The organism is Corynebacterium sp. KPL2825 (genome assembly GCF_037908445.1).
Classification (GTDB): Bacteria; Actinomycetota; Actinomycetes; order Mycobacteriales; family Mycobacteriaceae; genus Corynebacterium; species Corynebacterium kefirresidentii.
Genome location: NZ_JBBMGI010000007.1, coordinates 1 through 15,757 on the forward strand (window position 1 = coordinate 1; position 15,757 = coordinate 15,757).

General features: G+C 57.9%; 16 protein-coding genes. 15 read left to right on the forward strand and 1 reads right to left on the reverse strand.

Translation table 11 applies throughout. The features are described from left to right. A partial coding sequence (locus tag WMQ00_RS06685) for an AMP-binding protein (protein ID WP_340440801.1) occupies nucleotides 1-1,042 on the reverse strand: 1,042 nt, incomplete at its 3' end. 351 nt (nucleotides 1,043-1,393) lie between these two features. Between WMQ00_RS06685 and rho the strand changes: the two genes are divergently transcribed. From rho to WMQ00_RS06760, 15 genes are all read left to right on the forward strand, one after another. After that, complete coding sequence (rho, locus tag WMQ00_RS06690) at nucleotides 1,394-3,241, forward strand: transcription termination factor Rho (protein ID WP_023021760.1); 1,848 nt, start codon at nucleotides 1,394-1,396, stop codon at nucleotides 3,239-3,241. Beyond that, entirely contained in the window at nucleotides 3,234-4,310 is a 1,077-nt protein-coding gene (gene prfA, locus WMQ00_RS06695; RefSeq protein ID WP_023021759.1) for a peptide chain release factor 1, read from the forward strand. The genes rho and prfA overlap by 8 nt, the downstream gene beginning before the upstream one ends. 6 nt (nucleotides 4,311-4,316) lie before the next feature. Beyond that, nucleotides 4,317-5,153, forward strand: a complete 837-nt coding sequence (prmC, locus tag WMQ00_RS06700) for a peptide chain release factor N(5)-glutamine methyltransferase (protein ID WP_340440802.1) — start codon at nucleotides 4,317-4,319, stop codon at nucleotides 5,151-5,153. A 31-nt stretch (nucleotides 5,154-5,184) separates the two neighbouring features. Then, nucleotides 5,185-5,853, forward strand: coding sequence for an L-threonylcarbamoyladenylate synthase (locus tag WMQ00_RS06705; protein WP_023027842.1), 669 nt, complete (start codon nucleotides 5,185-5,187; stop codon nucleotides 5,851-5,853). 12 nt (nucleotides 5,854-5,865) lie between these two features. Continuing rightward, a complete protein-coding gene (locus WMQ00_RS06710) occupies nucleotides 5,866-7,041 on the forward strand; it encodes a glycosyltransferase family 4 protein (RefSeq protein ID WP_248098913.1) in 1,176 nt (391 codons plus the stop codon). Nucleotides 7,042-7,057: 16 nt separating this feature from the next. Then, nucleotides 7,058-7,483, forward strand: coding sequence for a hypothetical protein (locus tag WMQ00_RS06715; protein WP_023021755.1), 426 nt, complete (start codon nucleotides 7,058-7,060; stop codon nucleotides 7,481-7,483). Between the two features lie 455 nt (nucleotides 7,484-7,938). Beyond that, the gene (gene atpB, locus WMQ00_RS06720) at nucleotides 7,939-8,739 is read left to right on the forward strand and encodes a F0F1 ATP synthase subunit A (protein WP_023021754.1); all 801 of its coding nucleotides are present in this window, start codon (nucleotides 7,939-7,941) and stop codon (nucleotides 8,737-8,739) included. Between the two features lie 102 nt (nucleotides 8,740-8,841). Beyond that, entirely contained in the window at nucleotides 8,842-9,081 is a 240-nt protein-coding gene (locus tag WMQ00_RS06725) for an ATP synthase F0 subunit C (RefSeq protein ID WP_023021753.1), read from the forward strand. Nucleotides 9,082-9,123: 42 nt separating this feature from the next. Beyond that, a complete protein-coding gene (locus WMQ00_RS06730; protein WP_023021752.1) occupies nucleotides 9,124-9,693 on the forward strand; it encodes a F0F1 ATP synthase subunit B in 570 nt (189 codons plus the stop codon). A gap of 6 nt (nucleotides 9,694-9,699) precedes the next feature. Then, entirely contained in the window at nucleotides 9,700-10,515 is an 816-nt protein-coding gene (locus WMQ00_RS06735) for a F0F1 ATP synthase subunit delta (RefSeq protein WP_200287687.1), read from the forward strand. Nucleotides 10,516-10,575: 60 nt separating this feature from the next. Next, the gene (gene atpA, locus WMQ00_RS06740; RefSeq protein ID WP_023021750.1) at nucleotides 10,576-12,216 is read left to right on the forward strand and encodes a F0F1 ATP synthase subunit alpha; all 1,641 of its coding nucleotides are present in this window, start codon (nucleotides 10,576-10,578) and stop codon (nucleotides 12,214-12,216) included. A gap of 50 nt (nucleotides 12,217-12,266) precedes the next feature. Then, the gene (locus tag WMQ00_RS06745) at nucleotides 12,267-13,256 is read left to right on the forward strand and encodes a F0F1 ATP synthase subunit gamma (RefSeq protein ID WP_023021749.1); all 990 of its coding nucleotides are present in this window, start codon (nucleotides 12,267-12,269) and stop codon (nucleotides 13,254-13,256) included. A 3-nt stretch (nucleotides 13,257-13,259) separates the two neighbouring features. After that, nucleotides 13,260-14,705 (forward strand): F0F1 ATP synthase subunit beta, encoded by a 1,446-nt coding sequence (gene atpD / locus WMQ00_RS06750; RefSeq protein ID WP_340440803.1) that lies wholly within the window; start codon nucleotides 13,260-13,262, stop codon nucleotides 14,703-14,705. Nucleotides 14,706-14,715: 10 nt separating this feature from the next. Next, on the forward strand, nucleotides 14,716-15,084 hold the full coding sequence (locus tag WMQ00_RS06755; protein WP_086588747.1) for a F0F1 ATP synthase subunit epsilon: 369 nt from the start codon (nucleotides 14,716-14,718) through the stop codon (nucleotides 15,082-15,084). Nucleotides 15,085-15,265: 181 nt separating this feature from the next. Then, nucleotides 15,266-15,742 carry a DUF2550 domain-containing protein gene (locus WMQ00_RS06760; RefSeq protein WP_023021746.1) on the forward strand — a complete coding sequence of 159 codons (477 nt, stop codon included), beginning with the start codon at nucleotides 15,266-15,268 and terminating at the stop codon, nucleotides 15,740-15,742. The last annotated feature ends 15 nt before the right edge of the window (nucleotides 15,743-15,757 follow it).

A 15,757-nucleotide genomic window follows, 5' to 3' on the forward strand; every position in this document is an offset into this window, starting at 1 on the left:
CGCTGCCGACGGTGGAGGTTTCTACCATGCCCCACACGTGAACAACGTCGACACCGTAGCGTTCCTCCCACATCTTGATAAGAATTGGGGGAACAGGGGAGCCGCCGGCATAGATCTCCGTGAGGGTCATGCGCTCCGGCGGGTGGTGCATGTAGTGCACAAAGAGTTGGATCCAGATGGTGGGAACGCCGTGGGCCACGCGCGGAGAAGTAGCGGCAATGGCCTTGGCAAGGGTGGGGGCGGATACGTCGGCGTCGGGAAGCACGAGCGGGGTGCCCGTCATGAAGCAGGTAAAGGGAACGCCCCAGCTCAGCACGTGACAGATGGGGATGCAGCACAGGAAAGTCTCGCCGTGGGTGATGCACAGCGAGTCCGAGGAGCGCAGCTGCATGGCCTCCAGATACAGCGAACGGTGCGAATACAGTACGCCCTTGGGGGCACCCGTGGTGCCTGTGGAATAGCACAGTGCCGCGGCCGTGCGCTCATCTAGTTCCGGCCAGTCATAGACGGTGGAGCGGCCATCAATTAAAGCTTCATAGGAATACACTTCAATCCCACGGGGGAAGAGATGGGCAAACTGCTGCGCAGGCTGTGCGCCGGTAATGATGACGCTTTTCACGGAGTCGGTACCCACAAGCACCTTGCCTAGTTGCTGCGCCAGCCGGGGATCGCACACGATGGCAGATATTTCCGCGTGATTAATAATATGGCGAATCTGGTCATTCATCAGCTGCTTATTCAGCGGCGCAAAAATCGCGCCCTTGCAAGCAGTGCCAAACATGACCTCGAGGTGTTCGGCGCAGTTCCACATAAAACTGCCCACCCGCTCATCGCCGGTAATACCCAAATCATCATGAATAGCGTGGGCGAAGGCGGCTGCGCGAGCGGCGATATCGCGGAAGGTAACTTCTTCGGCCGGATCAAATTCAGAGCCGGTGCCCTCACCGTGCCAGGTTGTCACCGTGGTGCTGCCGTGCACCGAGGCGCCGTATTCCAAAATGCGGGTCAGGGAGAGGGGGATATCCATCATCGTGGAAAGCATGCCTCTACTGTAGCGGTGTCATGGTGCGGGCGTTGCGGTCTATGCGTTATACTTGTTCGCGACTGGTAGGAAACCGGAATTTTTAGCTCCCCTTTCCTATGGATTCGGGCCCAGAGAAGTTTTGCCCGCAGTCGTTTCTTGATTTCTTCCGGTTCGTGCACCCGCTGTGCGAATTCTCCTTGAGAACATGGAAGAGGCCTCATACTTATTGCCCGGCAGGACGCGCATGCGCCTTGGCACGAGGGCGAGAAGTCCTAGAAAAATACACATTGGCTTCCAGTGCAACGCCGTGAGCCTAGGCTACGGCGGCTCCCGCATCATCGGACCTGGTCAAGCAACGAAAGGATATCCGTGAGCGAAACGGACAACACCGCAGCACAGGATCTTGCATCCCTGAAGCTGCCGGAATTGCGCAAAATGGCCGCAGAGCGCGGCCTACGTGGTGTCTCTGCCCTGCGCAAGGGGGATCTCATCACCGCCATCAAGACTGGTCAAGTTCCGCCAAAGGCCAAGGCCAAGGTGGAAAAGGCCGCTCGGGTAGAAAAGGCGGAAAAGGCAGAGAAATCTGATAAACCAGAAAAGCCACGCGCGCAGGCGCAGGACGATGCGCCGCAGAAGGCGGAAAAGCAGGAAGAATCCGGCGAGAAGCAGGATAACCGCCAGCAGAACTCTGGCGACGAGCAGCGCTATGAGTCGCGTTCTCAGGCACGCCGCGCTCGCCGCAACCGCGCCCGCCGGCAAGAACGCCAGGAGCGGCAGGAACGTCAAGAGCGCGAGGAACGCAGCCACAACGAGGAGCAGGGCGGCAATAAAGACAACCGCGAGAATAACTCCCAGGATGGCTCCGATAATCAGGGCGATAAGAATGACCGCGGCGATAATAAGCAGCGCGGCAATCGCCACGATGACAACAATAATCACGAGCGCGGCAACCGTCGTGGGCGCCGCAATCGCCGCAACCGCCGTGGCCGCGGAAACAATAATGACAATAACGGCGGCAACGATTTGCAGGTCCGCGAGGGCGATGAGCTGCAGGCCGTCGGTGGCATTTTGGACGTGGTAGACAATAACGTCGCCTTCCTGCGCACCACCGGTTACCGCGCCGCGGCTTCCGACGTCTTTGTCAACAACGGCATTGTCCGCCGCCTGGGCCTGCGCTCCGGCGACGCCATTACCGGCCAGGTTAAGGTCTCCGGCCCGACGCATACGCATGGCAACGGTCGTAACCGCCGCAAGTACAACCAGCTGGTTCAGGTCGATACCGTCAATGGCATCGATCCGGAAAACGCAAAGCAGCGTCCGCACTTTAATAAGCTGACCCCGCTGTATCCGAATAAGCGCCTGCGTTTGGAAACGGACCCGAAGATCCTCACCACCCGCGTGATTGACCTCATCATGCCCATTGGTAAGGGCCAGCGCGCGCTTATCGTCTCCCCGCCAAAGGCCGGTAAGACGACGATTTTGCAGAATATCGCCAATGCGATTTCTACCAATAACCCGGAGTGCTACCTCATGGTTGTCCTCGTAGATGAGCGCCCTGAGGAAGTTACGGATATGCAGCGTTCCGTCAACGGTGAGGTTATTGCTTCCACCTTTGATCGCCCGCCATCAGAGCACACCTCCGTAGCCGAGCTGGCTATCGAGCGTGCCAAGCGCCTTGTGGAGCAGGGCAAGGACGTCGTTGTTTTGCTCGACTCCATTACCCGCCTGGGCCGCGCCTACAATAATTCCTCCCCGGCATCCGGCCGCATCCTCTCTGGCGGTGTGGACTCCAACGCGCTCTACCCGCCAAAGCGCTTCCTCGGCGCCGCCCGCAATATCGAAGAGGGCGGCTCGCTGACAATCATCGCCACCGCCATGGTGGAGACCGGTTCTACCGGCGATACCGTCATCTTCGAGGAATTCAAGGGCACCGGCAATGCCGAGCTGAAATTGGACCGTGGCATTTCCGAGCGCCGTGTATTCCCGGCCGTGGACGTTAACCCGTCCGGCACCCGTAAGGATGAATTGCTGCTCGTACCAGAGGAGGCGCGCATCATGACCAAGCTGCGTCGCATCCTTTCTGCCCTGGATTCCCACCAGGCCATTGACCTGCTCATTAAGCAGCTAAAGAAGACCCGCTCCAATGGCGAGTTCTTGATGCAGGTGGCCTCCTCGGCCCCGATGGCTGCGGATAAGGATGAAGAAGATTATGTCTAATCAGGTTTCCCTCGTTGATGACATTGTGTCCGAATACCAGGGCATTGAGATGCAGATGGGCGATCCGGAGGTGGCCGGCGACCAGAAGCAATTCCGCAAGCTCTCCAAGCGCTATGCGGAACTGCGCCCCATCATCATGGTTAATGATGAATTAACCCAGGCCCGCGAGGATCTCGCGGACGCCAAGGAGATGGCCTACGAGGACCATGACTTCCAAGAAGAAGCGGACCGCCTCGAAAAGTCCGTGGAGAGCTTGGAAGAAAAGCTCGCTGATCTGCTCGCGCCGCGCGATGAGCAGGACTCCGAGGACATCATTATGGAAATCAAGGCCGGCGCGGGAGGCGAGGAGGCGGCCCTCTTCGCCGGTGACTTGGCCCGGATGTACGAGCGCTACGCGGATAAGACCGGCTTTAACTGGGAGGTCCTGGGCCTCAACGAGTCGGATCTGGGAGGTGTGAAGGATATGACCATTTCCTTCCGCTCCAAGTCTCCTTCGCGCGATGGTGCCTGGTCCGTCTTCAAGTTCGAGGGCGGTGTGCACCGCGTGCAACGTGTCCCGGTCACCGAGTCCCAGGGCCGTATTCAGACTTCTGCCGCCGGCGTGCTGGTCTACCCAGAGCCAGAAGAGGTGGAGTCCGTCAATATTGATGACAAGGATATTCGCGTTGACGTTTACCGTTCTTCGGGTAAGGGCGGCCAGGGCGTGAATACCACCGACTCCGCGGTGCGCATTACCCACCTGCCAACTGGGCTTATCGTTACCTGTCAGAAGGAACGTTCCCAGATTCAGAACAAGGCGCGTGCACTGCAGGTCTTGCAGGCCCGCTTGGACCAGATGGAGCGTGAAGCTCGCGAGGCTGAGGCCGGCGAGCAGCGCGCCTCCCAGGTGCGCACCATGGACCGTTCGGAGCGCATCCGCACCTATAACTGGCCGGAGAACCGCATCACGGATCACCGCATTGGCTACAAGGCTAATAACCTGGACTCTGTTTTGAACGGCGATATGCATGACCTTATTAAGGCCCTGCAGGACCAGGAGCGTGCCGAGCGCCTCGAGGCTGAGGGCTAAACGGGCGTGGATAACACGTATGGACAGGCGCTGCGCCGTGGGGTGCAGCGCCTTCGTGCTGCCGGGGTACCAAGCCCCGAGTGGGATGCGCGCATCATTGCCACGCACCTTATTCATTGCGGCCACATGGATATCCCGCTGGACCAAGCTCCTATGCCCGGTTTCGATATGGCCTATGATGCGCTGCTACGTCGCCGCGAGTCCCGCGAGCCCCTACAGTACGTGCTAGGCAGCGCCTGGTTCGGTCCGCTGGAGCTCAAGGTGGGCCCTGGCGTATTTATCCCGCGGCCGGAAACCGAGGTGTTGGCGGACTGGGCGGTGCGCAATGCGGACGGCCCGCGGCTGGTGGACTTGTGCACTGGCACAGGGGCGTTGGCACTATATCTGCACCACTACTTACCTGAGGCGCAGGTGCGGGCAGTTGAGCTTGCCGACGCCGCCTTGGCCTACACCACTGCCAATACCCGCGGCAGCGGGGTAGAGGTCATTCAGGCCGATGCTACGGATGCCACTACCTTGGCGGAGTGGAACGGGACCGTGGACCTTATCGTGACCAACCCGCCGTATGTACCGGAGACGCCGAACCTCGATCCGGAGGTCTACCATGATCCACACGACGCGGTCTTTGCCGGTGAGGATGGGATGGGCGTCATCACCGGCCTCATCCCGACGTTCGCCCGCCTTTTGCGCCCGGGCGGCAAGGTGGCCATTGAGCACGATGACTCCACGAGCGAAGCCGTACAAGCCGCAATGGCCCGCCACGGCGGCTTTGAAAGAATTTCGGCGCTGCAGGACATGACGGGAACGCCCCGCTTTGTCACTGCGGTGCGCGCGGTAGACTAAGACACCACTTAGGGCAAGAAGGGGAAAGACTATGCAAGGAAAGATTTTTAACTGTGCCGATGAGGCCGAGCGCGAAGAGGGCCTGAACATTGCGGTCAAGGCTGCACAATCCGGTCGCCTTGTGGTCATGCCCACCGATACGCTGTATGGCCTTGGCTGCGATGCCTTTGATAATGATGCCGTAGCCAATCTCTTGGCTACCAAGCAGCGCGGTCCGGATATGCCGGTACCGGTTTTGGTTGGTTCCTGGGATACCGTTCGCGGTCTCGTGGCTTCCTATACCGATACTGCGCGTGATTTGGTCGAGGCCTTTTGGCCGGGTGGCCTGTCTATCGTTGTTCCTCAGGCGCCATCCTTGCCGTGGAACCTCGGTGATACCCGCGGCACGGTAATGCTGCGCATGCCGCTGCACCCCATTGCAATTGAGCTTTTGCGCGAGGTTGGTCCGATGGCTGTGTCTTCCGCCAATATTTCTGGCCACCAGCCACCAACCACCGCGCTTATGGCTAAGCAACAGCTGGGTAAAGCCGTGACGGTTTACTTGGATGGGGGAGAGACGGCCGTCGGTAAGCCTTCCACCATCATCGATCTCTCCGGTGAGCGCCCGTATCTACTCCGTGAAGGCGCGCTCTCGGCCGAGGAAATCGGCAAGGTCATCGGCCTCGATGCCCAAACCCTGCGCACCCGCCCCCAAGCTTAAGGAGGTATTCGCGTGAGCGGCAGTGGTGTCCCGCTGCGCGAGTTGGCCCTTGTCATCCTCGTCGCAGCAGCATTTACGTATCTGACCACCGGTGTGGTGCGCTCCTTTTTAGTGCGCACCGGCCGGGTGGCGGAAATTCGCCTGCGCGACGCTCACACGCAGCCCACACCCCGTATGGGCGGCGTGGCCATGTTTACCGGCTTTGCGGCGGCAATATTCCTCGCAGCCCAGCTTCCAGCCTTGACTCGCGGCTTTATGCCCGTCACTCCGGAAATGAATGCGGTGCTATGGGCGGCCTTGGCGCTGGTGCTTGTTGGCGTGGTCGATGACCTAGTAGAACTCAGCGCCGTCGTGAAGCTTTTTGGCCAGCTTTTCGCTGCCACGCTCATGAGTGGGTTGGGCCTTACCTGGACACTACTTTTCATTCCGTTTGGCGGCGGCACCACCGTTGTGCTGGACCAATTGCAAAGCACCCTGCTCACCGCATTCTTTACCGTCTTGCTTATCAATGCCATCAACTTTGTAGACGGGCTTGATGGCCTGGCAGCAGGCCTTGGAATGATTGCAGGAGGGGCAATTTTAGTCTTTTCCTTGACCGTCCTCCATGACCAGGGCGGCGCTGTATCGGCCTATCCGCCAGCCATTATTAGTGCCGCACTGGTGGGAATGTGCGCCGGCTTCTTACCCCATAACTTCGAACCATCCCGCATTTTTATGGGCGACTCCGGCTCCATGCTTATCGGCCTTTTGCTCGCTGCGGCCTCAACTTCTGCGTCCGGCAAGATCAACATGTCTCTGTATGGCACGGTGGATATTGTCGCGTTGATGTCACCCATTATCGTGGTCGCCGCAGCGGTATTTATTCCAGTCCTCGACCTTGTCTGGGCTGTTATTCGCCGCCTATCGCGCGGCCGTTCACCGTTTTCTGCGGATAAGGCGCACATTCATCACCGCCTCCTCAAGCTTGGGCACACTCATAGGCGTACCGTGCTAGTGCTTTACTTGTGGGTTTCCGCAGTGGCATTTGGTGCGGTGTCCTTTTCCATCGTTCCCGCGCCGGTGGCCATTGGCGTGACTATTGTGGCCCTGCTTCTCGCGTTTGCAGCTACTCTCGTGCCCTTGCGGCAAGGAAAGATCGGCCCTGCTGCTCGAGAGACCGTCGTGGTGGCGGAAACTGAACCTTCGTGAGGTAGGCTCGGTCTCCGTGAATGATCCTAAAGTAAACTCTGATTTTGATGATCCGCGTCTGCCCCTCAAACGCGCCGTGCAGCTAGGTGTCAAAGCGTTGCTTGTCATTATGTTGGTATCACTTGCCATTTGGGGGGGATTGAAAGGCCTTCCCGGAATTTGGGGCGTCTTAATTGGTGCAGCTCTAGGCGGAGGATTCGTATTGTGCACGGCTCTTTCAGTCCTATTTACAGCCAAGTCAACCCCCTCGACAACAATTGCAGTGGTGCTCGGTGGGTGGCTGCTTAAGCTAGTTTTGCTCTTGGGGGTTTTGGCAGTAATTAGGGAAATGGATTTCTATGACACGTGGGCCTTGTTTCTTAGCGTAGTTGCAGCTCTTGTTGTAACCCTCGGAACCGAAGTCTGGGGGATAGTTACTTCTAAAGTGACGTACGTGGCTTAATCGGCGTTCAAAGAATGCTGCCAAAAGCTTGGGGTAGCTCAGCATCATGGGGGATATCGAGCAGCTCTATTTCATCTGTTACTTGCGGTTATGAGAGATTTATACCCCCGACGAGGGGCGGGTGAGATGTGGTGTGATGAATTCCACGCTTATGAGTTTGGCCAGCAAATCGCAGGTTTATAGCTTAATTACTTACTTTGGAATTGAAGAGTAGCTTCTATGGGGCCCCCACGTGCAAAAACTCAGGATCCAGCTGATACGATTCACTTCGGGTTACCGTGGAAGTAGGCACGTGCTCTCTTCCGGTATTGGTAAATCCCTGTCTTGTTCATGCTGATGTGCGACGGAGTCCGTGAACAGGACAGAAAGTTTGAGACGTCCATCGCACCACAAAAGCTTTTACAAGCTGTGTGGCCCGAACACGGGAGAGAACGCTGAGCGTTACAACATTGGCTATGAAAGGGCACTTCCACACGCCCGATCTAGGTGAAGAATTCTTCCCGGGGCAAATTGATGCCGACCATCTTTTTTTCGGTGACTTCGCCGGCGGATGGTTCGCGCTTGATCGCCTGATGCTGATTCGAATCTTGATGACGCTAATTGTGGTGATCCTTTTCTGGGCCGCCTTTAAGAACCCTAAGTTGGTTCCTTCTGGCATTCAGAATGTGGGCGAGAATGCGGTCGACTTTGTCCGTATTCATATCGCTGAGGACATTTTGGGTAAGAAGGAGGGAAAGCGATTTCTGCCAATTATCGCTAGCATCTTCTTCGCGGTTCTATTCATGAACGTTGCGACCGTTATTCCGGGGCTTAATGTCTCGCCGAACGGACGTATTGGTATGCCAATTGTCTTGGCCGCGGTTTCGTACATTGTGATGATTTACGCGGGTGCCAAGAGGTATGGCCTTGGTAAGTTCATTCGCTCCTCGGTAGTGATTCCGAACTTGCCACCGCTATTGCATCTTTTGGTGGTACCGATTGAGTTTTTCTCTACGTTCATCTTGCGGCCGGTTACCCTTGCTATTCGTCTCATGGCGAACTTCCTTGCTGGACACATCATTCTGGTTCTTCTCTTCTCTGCTACGAACTTCTTCTTCTGGCAGCTGAATGGTTGGACCGCACTGTCTGGATTAACCATTATTCTGGGCTTGGCTATGAGCCTGTTCGAGATTCTGGTTATCTTCCTACAGGCGTACATCTTCGCTCTTTTGACGGCGGTGTACATTGAGCTGTCCTTGCACGCTGATTCGCACTAAGGACGAGGTCGACGAGCGCGACCGAGTAAACCACCTAATTTAAACCATCGACATTCAGTCTTGAGACAGACTGAAATTCTACGAAAGGGAACGACTTTCACCATGAACGAAATCATTCTGGCAGCGGATGCCGCTTCGAAGTTTGAAGGACTGGGCACCATTGGTTATGGCCTGGCGGCTATCGGTCCAGGCATCGGTATCGGTATCGTTGCCGGCAAGACCGTTGAAGCTATGGCCCGTCAGCCAGAAATGGCTGGCCAGCTGCGTACCACCATGTTCCTGGGTATCGCCTTTACTGAGGCCTTGGCACTTATCGGCCTCGTTGCCGGCTTCCTGTTCTAAGAGCTCGAGTTTTCACACCGAATCTTTTAAGACGGGAGACCAATGAATAACGTCGTTTACTTGCTTGCAGCAGAGGGCGGAGATAACCCAGGTTCGGGTAGTTTCTCTGTTCTTCTGCCCAAGAACTATGACATTTTCTGGTCTTTGCTGTGCTTCATCGTAATTCTGTTGCTGTTCTGGAAGTTTGTAATTCCTATGTACAGCAAGATGTTGGCAGAGCGTGAAGACCGGATCGAGGGCGGCTTGAAGCGTGCCAAGGCTCAGCAGGCCGAGGCCAAGGCTGCTCTGGAAAAGTACAATGCTCAGCTGGCTGATGCCCGTGCAGAGGCAGCCGAGATTCGCGAGCAGGCGCGCGAGCGCGGCAAGCAGATCGAGGCCGAGGCCAAGACCAACGCGGAAGAAGAGTCCCGCCGCATCGTCGCCAACGGCGAGAAGCAGCTGGAGGCTTCCCGTTCGCAGGTTGTTACTGAGCTGCGTTCCGAAATGGGCCAGAACTCCATCAACCTGGCGGAGAAGATTCTGGGCGGCGAGCTTTCCGACGCCTCTAAGAAGTCCTCCACCATTGATGGCTTCTTGTCCGAGCTCGACTCTGTGGCACCGGCCGGAAAGTAGGCAACTATGAAGGCAGCTAGCCGCGAAGCACTCGCAACCTCGCAATCTCGCTTGGATGAAATCCTTGCTGGCGAGAATAACGTCGCCACCGCCGCACAGGCGGGCTTGGACATCTTTGAGGTTGTCGATGTCTTGGATGATGACCGCGAACTGCGCGTTGCATTCACCGATATCGCCGCCCCGAGCGAGGCACGTAAGTCCCTAGCGGAGAACCTTTTTGGCTCCAAGATTTCTGGTGGTGCGCTGCGCATCATTCAGGAAGCTGCGGCCGTACAGTGGTCCACTCCGAAGGACTTTGTCAAGGGATTGGTTTCCTTGGGCCGCCGCGCACTGCTGCGTGGCGCTGAGGCGCAGGACCAGCTGGGCCAGGTAGAAGACGAACTCTTCCGCCTTTCCCAGATCCTTGACCGCGAGGGCGAGCTCACCCAGCTGCTTTCCGACCGAACTGCTGATTCCGCCCGCAAGCGCGGATTGCTGGCAAACGTGCTCTATGGCAAGGTCACGATGTTTACTGAGGCACTGGTGCTTCAGGCCATCTCCCGCCCAGAGCAGAACCCGATCGATGATGTGGCCGCTTTGGCTGATTCTGCAGCAGACCTGCAGGACCGCACCATTGCGCGTGTTACCGCAGCGGGTGAACTAAACGAAGGCCAGCAAGCAGTACTCGCTGAGAAGCTGGGCAAAATTTATGGTCGTGCGATGTCCATTCACTCTGAGGTTGACACCAGCCTCCTCGGTGGCATGCGCATCCGCGTCGGCGATGAAGTCATTGACGGTTCTACGGCAGGCAAGATTGCTCGCCTGCGTGCCCAGATGGCGTAGCCGAAACGACAGAAACGATTTAAGTAAGTGCTGGAAGATACTACCGAGAGCAGGAAGAACATGGCGGAGCTGACGATCTCCTCCGACGAGATCCGTAGTGCGATTGCGAACTACACCTCGAGCTACTCCGCGGAGGCCTCCCGTGAGGAGGTCGGCGTGGTCATTTCGGCAGCTGACGGTATTGCGCAGGTTTCTGGCCTGCCGTCCGTTATGGCGAATGAGCTGCTCGAGTTCCCAGGCGGCGTGATTGGCGTCGCACAGAACCTTGACACTAACTCCATCGGTGTCGTGGTCCTGGGCAACTTCGAGTCCCTCAAGGAGGGCGACGAGGTTAAGAGGACCGGCGAGGTTCTCTCCATCCCAGTGGGCGAGGAATTCCTCGGCCGCGTAATTAACCCTTTGGGTCAGCCGATTGACGGCATGGGCCCAATCAACGCTGAAGAGGAGCGCGTCCTCGAGCTGCAGGCACCGTCCGTGCTGCAGCGCCAGCCGGTTGAAGAGCCAATGCAGACCGGCATCAAGGCTATCGACGCAATGACCCCGATCGGCCGTGGCCAGCGTCAGCTGGTCATCGGTGACCGTAAGACCGGTAAGACCGCGGTGTGCATCGATACCATTTTGAACCAGAAGGCTAACTGGGAGTCCGGCGACAAGGATAAGCAGGTACGCTGCATCTACGTCGCAATTGGCCAGAAGGGCTCGACCATCGCTGGTGTGCGCCGCACCCTTGAGGAGCACGGCGCACTCGATTACACCACCATCGTGGCCGCACCGGCTTCCGATTCCGCCGGCTTCAAGTGGTTGGCACCGTTCTCCGGTGCAGCGCTGGGCCAGCACTGGATGTACCAGGGCAACCACGTCCTGGTTATCTACGATGATCTGACCAAGCAGGCTGAGGCCTACCGTGCCATTTCCTTGCTGCTGCGCCGTCCCCCGGGACGCGAGGCATACCCGGGCGATGTGTTCTACCTGCACTCCCGCCTGCTGGAGCGTGCTGCCAAGCTTTCCGACGACATGGGTGCTGGCTCCATGACCGCACTGCCGATCATCGAGACCAAGGCAAACGACGTCGGCGCCTTCATTCCGACCAACGTCATTTCTATTACTGACGGCCAGGTCTTCCTGGAGTCCGACCTGTTCAACCAGGGTGTTCGTCCGGCTATTAACGTCGGTGTTTCCGTCTCCCGTGTCGGTGGCGCTGCACAGACCAAGGGCATGAAGAAGGTTGCCGGTAACCTGCGTCTGGACCTAGCCTCCTACCGTGATCTGCAGGCCTTCGCGGCATTCGCATCTGACCTGGATGCTGCCTCCAAGGCTCAGCTGGAGCGCGGTTCCCGTCTGGTTGAGCTGCTGAAGCAGTCCGAGTCCTCCCCGCAGCCGGTGGAGTACCAGATGGTATCCATCTACCTCGCCGAGGCTGGCATCTTCGACGTCGTTCCCGTTGAAGACGTCCGCCGCTTCGAGGACGAGGTACACGAATACCTCAACGCCAACACCCCAGAGGTCTTTGAGCAGATTTCCGGCGGCAAGCCGCTAACCGATGAGTCCAAGGACGCATTGGTTGCGGCAGCTAAGGATTTCCAGCCGACCTTCCGCACCTCCGAAGGCCATAACTTGGGCTCTGAGGCACCGGTAGAGCCTTTGGATGAAAGCGACGTAAAGAACACCGAGCTCAACGTCTCCCGCAAGACGGCTAAGTAGAGTTCAGAACTCATAACTAACCGTCTAGATTAAAGAAGGGAGGAGAAACGATGGCTAATCTTCGCGAACTACGTGACCGCATCCGGTCCGTTAATTCGACTAAGAAGATCACCAAGGCCCAGGAGCTTATTGCTACCTCGCGCATTACCAAGGCGCAGGCCAGGGTAGAAGCATCTCAGCCTTATGCGACTGAGATGACCAGCATCATGAATAAGCTGGCTTCCGCCTCTACGTTGGAGCATGACATGCTGCGTGAGCGCGAAGACGGAAACGTCGCAGCCATTCTCGTGGTCACTTCTGACCGCGGTATGTGTGGCGGCTACAACAACAACGTCTTCAAGAAGGCCGCACAGCTGCAAGCTCTCCTGGAAAGCAAGGGCTACGAGGTAGTTCGGTACGTTACCGGCAACAAGGGCATCGGCCACTACAAGTTCCGCGAGGACGAGGTAGTTGGCAGCTGGGGCGGTTTCTCTCAGGACCCAACCTGGGAGGCCACCCACGATGTGCGCCGTCACCTGATTGATGGCTTTATTGCTGGTTCCAACGGCACTACCAAGGGCCGCGACGGCCTGCATGCGCAGGGTGAAGGCGTAGGTGTACGTGGCTTTGACCAGGTACACGTTGTCTACACCGAGTTTGAGTCCATGTTGACCCAGACTGCGCGCGCACAGCAGCTGTTGCCAGTTGAGCCGGTTATTCAGGATGAGGAGTACCACCTCGGTGACTCCGCTCTGTCCGACGCCGAATCTGCGGAGGATGTTGCCGCCGGATTCGAATTCGAGCCGGACGCAGATACGCTGATGGAAGCTCTGCTTCCGCAGTACGTCTCGCGTATCCTGTTTGCTATGTTCTTGGAGGCTTCTGCCTCCGAGTCCGCTGCACGCCGTACAGCTATGAAGTCTGCTACTGACAACGCAACCGAGATGGTCGAAGACCTCTCCCGCGTGGCTAACCAGGCCCGTCAGGCACAGATTACCCAGGAAATTTCAGAGATCGTCGGTGGCGCTGGCGCGCTATCTGACAGCGCAGAAAGTGACTAGATTATGACTACAGCTCTGCAAGAGCAGAATGCACAGTCTTCGGCAGTCGCCGGTCGTGTCGTGCGCGTCATCGGTCCGGTTGTGGACGTGGAGTTCCCACGTGAGGCACTGCCGGCCCTGTACAACGCACTGCACGTCGACATCAAGCTCGAAGCTGTTGCAAAGACCGTCACCCTCGAGGTCGCTCAGCACCTCGGTGACAACCTTGTCCGTACCGTGTCTATGGCACCGACCGACGGCCTCGTCCGCGGTGCCGAGGTCATCGACTCCGGAAAGCCAATTTCCGTGCCGGTCGGCGACGTCGTCAAGGGCCACGTCTTCAACGCCCTCGGTGATTGCCTCGATGAGCCGGGTCTCGGCCGCGATGGCGAGCAGTGGGGAATCCACCGCGAGCCGCCAGCGTTCGACCAGCTCGAGGGTAAGACCGAGATTCTGGAGACCGGCATTAAGGTCATCGACCTGCTGACCCCGTACGTCAAGGGCGGCAAGATCGGCCTGTTCGGCGGTGCAGGTGTGGGTAAGACCGTTCTGATTCAGGAGATGATTACCCGTATCGCCCGCGAGTTCTCCGGTACCTCCGTCTTCGCCGGCGTCGGCGAGCGTACCCGTGAGGGCACCGACCTCTTCCTGGAAATGGAAGAAATGGGCGTGCTGCAAGATACCGCCCTTGTCTTCGGCCAGATGGATGAGCCGCCAGGAGTCCGTATGCGTGTGGCTCTGTCCGGCCTGACCATGGCGGAGTACTTCCGCGATGTGCAGAACCAGGACGTGCTGCTGTTCATTGACAACATCTTCCGTTTCACCCAGGCCGGCTCTGAGGTTTCGACCCTGCTGGGTCGTATGCCTTCCGCCGTGGGCTACCAGCCGACCTTGGCTGATGAGATGGGTGTTTTGCAGGAGCGCATTACCTCGACCAAGGGCCGTTCCATTACGTCCCTGCAGGCCGTTTACGTTCCTGCCGATGACTACACCGACCCGGCTCCGGCTACGACGTTCGCTCACTTGGACGCCACCACCGAGCTGGACCGTGCTATTGCCTCCAAGGGTATTTACCCGGCAGTGAACCCGCTGACTTCTACCTCTCGTATTCTCGAGCCAGGTATCGTCGGCGAGAAGCACTACGAGGTTGCACAGCGCGTCATCGGTATTCTGCAGAAGAACAAGGAACTCCAGGACATCATCGCCATCCTTGGTATGGACGAGCTGTCTGAGGAAGACAAGGTCACCGTTCAGCGTGCCCGTCGTATCGAGCGCTTCTTGGGCCAGAACTTCTTCGTTGCGCAGAAGTTCACCGGCCTGCCGGGCTCCTACGTACCGCTGTCCGAGACCATCAACGCCTTCGAGCGCATCTGCGATGGCGAGTTTGACCACTACCCAGAGCAGGCTTTCAACGGCTTGGGCGGCCTTGACGACGTCGAGGCTGCATACAAGAAGTTGAACGAGAAGTAGGGAGAGGCACATGGCTGACATCACCGCCGAATTGGTTTCCGTCGAGCGCCTGCTGTGGTCTGGACAGGCCTCCATGGTCACGGCTGAGACCACCGAGGGTGAGATCGGCGTGCTTCCCGGTCACGAGCCAATGATCGGTCAGTTGATCGATAATGGCGTGGTGACCATCCACCCAGTGGACGGCGAGCGCCGCGTCGCCGCCGTGCAGGGTGGTTTCCTCTCCGTTACCCAGGACAAGATCACCGTCCTCGCTGATTGGGCCATCTGGTCCGATGAGGTGGATGAGGAGAAGGCTCAGAAGGACTTTGCTTCTGAGCACGAGCTCGCCAAGTCCCGTGGCGAGGCCGCACAGCGTGCTGTCCGCCGCGCCAAGGCTTAGTACCTTGGATTGATAGGAGAGGGCAGCAATAGCCGCCCTTCCTGCTCTCTAAAGGCGCCCCGGTTTAAACCGGGGCGCCTTTTTGCGTTTTCTTTGCCTTTTCTTATTGGCGTATAGGTCCTGCCAAGCGCTACAATTCAAGAATCAGTTTCTCCACAAAGCGAGGATGGCGTGAAGGCCCATGAATTCAACGGTGGTTACAGTGCTTCTGTGGGCCCTTGGCGTGGCCCTATTGCTGGTTATTTTTCTGGCTGCGCTTCGCTTTTTTACCGTGCGTGCCCGCGGCACTGCCGTCTTGCTACGCCGAGTACCCGCTAGAAATTCCCTTTCTTGGCGCCATGGTTCGCTGCGTTATGAAGGCGAATTTGTGGAGTATTTCAAGCTCCGCTCCGTTTCTCCGCGCTGCGATCTGCGTATCAACCGCCTCGACATCGAAGTAGTAAGCACCCGCTCGCTCGATGATGCCGAGGCTTCTTTTATGTCTGCCGCCACCGAGGTTGTGCGCTTTCGGGTCAAGGGCCGGGAATATGAGTTGGCATCTGATGCCCACGGCATTATGGCCTTCGGGGCGTGGGTAGAGGCCGCACCATCCAAACGTCAGCAGCGCTTCGACTTCCGGCAACTTCGCCAGCGCGCTACCCGTCAATCCAAGCGATAAGGTTACCCGCTAGGG

Excerpts from the sequence above, each read along its gene's own strand:
- prfA (WP_023021759.1), top strand. The coding sequence starts at position 3,234 with ATGTCTAATCAGGTTTCCCTCGTTGATGACATTGTGTCCGAATACCAG.
- WMQ00_RS06705 (WP_023027842.1), top strand. The coding sequence starts at position 5,185 with ATGCAAGGAAAGATTTTTAACTGTGCCGATGAGGCCGAGCGCGAAGAG.
- atpB (WP_023021754.1), top strand. The coding sequence starts at position 7,939 with ATGAAAGGGCACTTCCACACGCCCGATCTAGGTGAAGAATTCTTCCCG.
- WMQ00_RS06725 (WP_023021753.1), top strand. The coding sequence starts at position 8,842 with ATGAACGAAATCATTCTGGCAGCGGATGCCGCTTCGAAGTTTGAAGGA.
- WMQ00_RS06730 (WP_023021752.1), top strand. The coding sequence starts at position 9,124 with ATGAATAACGTCGTTTACTTGCTTGCAGCAGAGGGCGGAGATAACCCA.
- WMQ00_RS06735 (WP_200287687.1), top strand. The coding sequence starts at position 9,700 with ATGAAGGCAGCTAGCCGCGAAGCACTCGCAACCTCGCAATCTCGCTTG.
- atpA (WP_023021750.1), top strand. The coding sequence starts at position 10,576 with ATGGCGGAGCTGACGATCTCCTCCGACGAGATCCGTAGTGCGATTGCG.
- WMQ00_RS06745 (WP_023021749.1), top strand. The coding sequence starts at position 12,267 with ATGGCTAATCTTCGCGAACTACGTGACCGCATCCGGTCCGTTAATTCG.
- atpD (WP_340440803.1), top strand. The coding sequence starts at position 13,260 with ATGACTACAGCTCTGCAAGAGCAGAATGCACAGTCTTCGGCAGTCGCC.
- WMQ00_RS06755 (WP_086588747.1), top strand. The coding sequence starts at position 14,716 with ATGGCTGACATCACCGCCGAATTGGTTTCCGTCGAGCGCCTGCTGTGG.
- WMQ00_RS06760 (WP_023021746.1), top strand. The coding sequence starts at position 15,266 with ATGAATTCAACGGTGGTTACAGTGCTTCTGTGGGCCCTTGGCGTGGCC.